Here is a 3600-nt window from a genome sequence, read left to right on the forward strand (position 1 = left end):
CCAGAGGCGCTCCAGCAGCGCTTTGGACAGGTAGCCCTTATCAGCAAAGACCTTCCTTAGAGGACAGGGAAGAGGGGGATAATGGCTGTTCTTCCGGCTATGGGTTCGTTGCGCAACAGGGGAAGGCCGTACACGGGTTCCAGAACCGTGGGCTGCAAGAGTTGATCCGCTGGTCCCCAGGCCACCACACACCCACCTTGCATCAGAACAACGTGACTTGCCAGAGCAGCGGCAACGGTCAAGTCATGGACCACCACCACCACCCCGACCCCTTCCGCTGCCACTTGGTGGGCAATGCGGATGACGGCGGCCTGATGGGCCAGGTCTAGGTGGGCTGTGGGCTCGTCCAACAGCAGCCAATGTCCGCCACCCAAGGCCTGCCCCGCCCAGAGTTGCGCCAGGACACGGGCCAGATGAGCCCGCTGTTGTCCGCCACCCGATAAGGTGTCAATCGTCTGATGAGTGTGCTCGCTCAGGCCCACAGCCTTGAGGGCCCGATCCACCAGGGCCTGGGTTTGTCGCGGCGGCACTTGGCGGGGGATTCCCAACGCCACCAGTGCCTTCAGTGTGAATCCGGCAGGGGCGATGGGCGATTGTTCAAGAACAGCACGGCGGCGCCCTAACTCAGCCGCAGACAACTGATGCAGACACTCCCCAGCCAAGCGGAGTGTGCCGCGCCCAGGAATCAATGCTCCCGAGAGGCAGGCCAACACCGTTGACTTGCCAGCACCGTTGGGGCCAATCACAGCGGTGATCCGCCCGGGCTGTAGCCGTAGGCTGATCCCCTTCAAAATGGGCCGTCGGCCCCGCATCACGCAGACATCAGCAGCTTCCAGCACCATCAATTCCCTTGCTGGTGACTCATCGGGCTGCGCAGTAACAACCACAGAAAAAACGGTCCCCCGATCAAGCTGGTGGCCAAACCCAGGGGCGGCTCCGCCGGAGGCGCCACAAGACGAACCACAAGATCCGCCGCCAGCACCAAGGCAATTCCCATGAGGACGGCAGTTGGCAGCAGAACGGCATGGCGTGGTCCGAAGATGAGGCGCGCCAAGTGGGGAGCCACCAAGCCGATAAAGCCAATGGGACCAGCGGCCGAGGTGACGGCGCCGACGGTGATCGCTGTTCCCAACGCCACACGACGTTTGCAGCGCTCCACATCCAGGCCCGTGTGAAATGCCGCCCGCTCTCCCAACTGAAACAGATCCAGCGCCTGGGCCTGCCCCGCCAGCAAGGGAGCCGACAGGGCCGTCAGGGCAACAGCCATGAGTACCAAAGGCCAGCCGGCCCCAGCCAGGGCGCCCATGGTCCAGAACGTCAGATCCCGCAACTGATCATCATCGCTGATATACACCAGTCCTCCGATGATTGCAGAGGCTGTGGCATTAATCGCCACGCCGGCCAAAATCAAGGTCGCCACAGATGTTGTGCCATCCCGTTGCGCCAGGGAAAACACAAGTGCAATCACCAGGGCCGCACCCAGAAAAGCCGCAATCGGCAAGAGCCATGGTCTGAGTGCTGTTGGCAAAGAGTCTGCAATGACTTCTCCGAGAACAATGACCGTGACACTGCCAAGAGAGGCGCCAGCGGTGATGCCGATGAGTCCCGGATCGGCCAGGGGGTTGCGCAGGATGCCTTGCAGAGCTGCACCGGAGAGGGCCAAGGCGATGCCAGCGGCAACGCCAAGCAGGAGCCGCGGCAAACGAATGACCCAAAGAATAGCTGTTTCCGTCGTGTCCCCCTGGCCGAGAAGCGTGGCCAACAGGCGGTCGGGTTGGATGGCGACAGGGCCTAGCGTCAAGGCAGCCACGGCCAAAAGACCAACTGCCAACAGCAGAATGACGATCCATAACTGCTGGCGCCGACGGACACTTGTCATCCTCCACCGTCCTCCCATGGGTTAAAAGCCAGCTTCCACAGCAGCCTGGGGCTGGAGGGCCCGAACCAGCTGGGCGACAGCCTGAGGGGTGCGGGGTCCAAAGCCCAGCAGCAGCAAGCCGTCCATGGTCACAGCATGACCAGCCTGGCCGGCGGGGGTGAGGGCGAATTCAGGACGGCTCAGGATTGCCGTTGCGCCACCGAATGTTTCGGCGTGGCGATCCATCAAAAGCAGTACATCCGGCTGCGCCGCCAGAATGGCTTCCCGGCTTATGGGCTTATAGCCACTGACGGCTGCTGCCGCGTTGGTGGCGCCAGCAAGACGGATGATGTCGTCTGCGGAGGTGTCGCGACCGCCGACGATGGGCGCATTGCCCGCGATGGAAAGAATGAACAACACCCGGGGCTGGCGGGTCAGGGTTGCCACCTTGGTCTGCACAGCAGCCAGATCGGCTTGAAACTGCGCCGCAAGGGCCTGGGCATCATCCTCTCGATTGAGAATCTCCCCCACCAGGTCGATCTTGGCCACCACCCCGTCGGCGCCGTCCACGTCAGGCGCCTGAACAACCAGGACACCAGCCTGCCGAAGCTGCCGCAGCGCCACATCCGGGCCGGCATCATGGGCGGCAATCAGCAAATCGGGATCCAGAGACAGAACACCTTCTGCAGATAGGCGCCTGACATAGCCAATCTGGGGAAGATCTTGTGCCTGTGGCGGCCATGTGGATGTTTGATCAACACCGACAAGCTGATCTTCAGCATCAAGGGCAAAAACAATTTCCGTGAGATCTCCACCAGCCACAACAATCCGCCTGGTCAAGTCTTGAGCCTGAGCTGGCCAATGCAGTAGAAAACCAGCCATCGCAGCAACGGCTGCTGTCATGAATTGGCTAGCCCGAAGCTGGCGCCACGGACTGGCAATGGCTTTGTTGCGAAAAGTCATGTTCAAGAATTGAGGAAGTGCCATGGAAGAAATGCTCAAACGTGTTTTAGAAAGTAAATTGTGTATTTAATTTAACGGATCTACCGTGACTAGATAGTACATTGGGATGAAGCTTATATTTCTGATTGGTGATGTTATCAATGCCAAATGAAACCAGGGCACCGGAAGCAAGATCATCGCCAAGCCAGAGGTTGGCAAATAGATCAAAGGTCAAGAAGCTGTCGGTGTTAATGTTGCTATCTTCGTTGTCGTTGATCTTTCTCTCACCAGCCACGGTGGAACGCAAGCCAATCTCCCATTTCGGATCCGGTCTCAGGCCGAGGGTTGCAGAGAGGCGATCCTGGGGAAGATTGGCCAGTTGACGTGAATTTCCCTCTTGGCTGCCACGGGGAATCGTAAGGTTGGCAGAGGTGAACCAGGACCGGGCATCATAGGCCATCTCAGCCTCAAATCCAGACAGCTCTGCATTGACGTTCTGCGTGAATGTGATAAAATTATCAGTCTGAGTGCTGACAATAGCTTCAATATAGTTATCAACATTAGCATAGTAAGCATTTGCAGAGAGCAATAGTTGATCTCCTGCTGCTAGAATGTTGCTGCGCTGGTAACGTGTACCAATTTCAATCCGAGTTGCTTTTTCAGATTTGAGATCTGGGTTTTGTTGAAATTTATTATCTTTTATCTCGGGACCATCGGGACGCATGACAATTTCCATCTCGGGTTGTCCATCTGCTCCAATAACAGGTCGTCCGTTTGCTCCAATAACCGGGCGCGTAACA

At 58.2% G+C, this 3600-nt stretch carries 4 protein-coding genes; all 4 read right to left on the minus strand.

What is annotated here, in order from left to right; genetic code table 11:
- Positions 1–56: 56 nt before the first annotated feature.
- Positions 57–812: an ATP-binding cassette domain-containing protein gene (locus FLM9_RS05815; RefSeq protein WP_180365320.1), complete on the minus strand. Its 756-nt coding sequence runs from the start codon at positions 810–812 to the stop codon at positions 57–59.
- Positions 813–841: 29 nt separating this feature from the next.
- The gene (locus FLM9_RS05820; RefSeq protein WP_074457685.1) at positions 842–1879 is read right to left on the minus strand and encodes a FecCD family ABC transporter permease; all 1038 of its coding nucleotides are present in this window, start codon (positions 1877–1879) and stop codon (positions 842–844) included.
- 21 nt (positions 1880–1900) lie between these two features.
- Complete coding sequence (locus FLM9_RS05825; RefSeq protein ID WP_081340240.1) at positions 1901–2845, minus strand: heme/hemin ABC transporter substrate-binding protein; 945 nt, start codon at positions 2843–2845, stop codon at positions 1901–1903.
- Between the two features lie 22 nt (positions 2846–2867).
- The coding region (locus FLM9_RS05830; protein WP_143324629.1) for a TonB-dependent receptor domain-containing protein at positions 2868–3600 on the minus strand (733 nt) is incomplete at its 5' end.

Source organism: Candidatus Synechococcus spongiarum (genome assembly GCF_900047545.1).
In the GTDB taxonomy this organism is placed as follows: domain Bacteria; phylum Cyanobacteriota; class Cyanobacteriia; order PCC-6307; family Cyanobiaceae; genus Synechococcus_B; species Synechococcus_B spongiarum_C.

Bases quoted from the DNA above. Each gene is read 5' to 3' on its own strand.
- FLM9_RS05815 (WP_180365320.1), bottom strand. From the start codon at position 812: ATGCGGGGCCGACGGCCCATTTTGAAGGGGATCAGCCTACGGCTACAG.
- FLM9_RS05820 (WP_074457685.1), bottom strand. From the start codon at position 1,879: ATGACAAGTGTCCGTCGGCGCCAGCAGTTATGGATCGTCATTCTGCTG.
- FLM9_RS05825 (WP_081340240.1), bottom strand. From the start codon at position 2,845: ATGGCACTTCCTCAATTCTTGAACATGACTTTTCGCAACAAAGCCATT.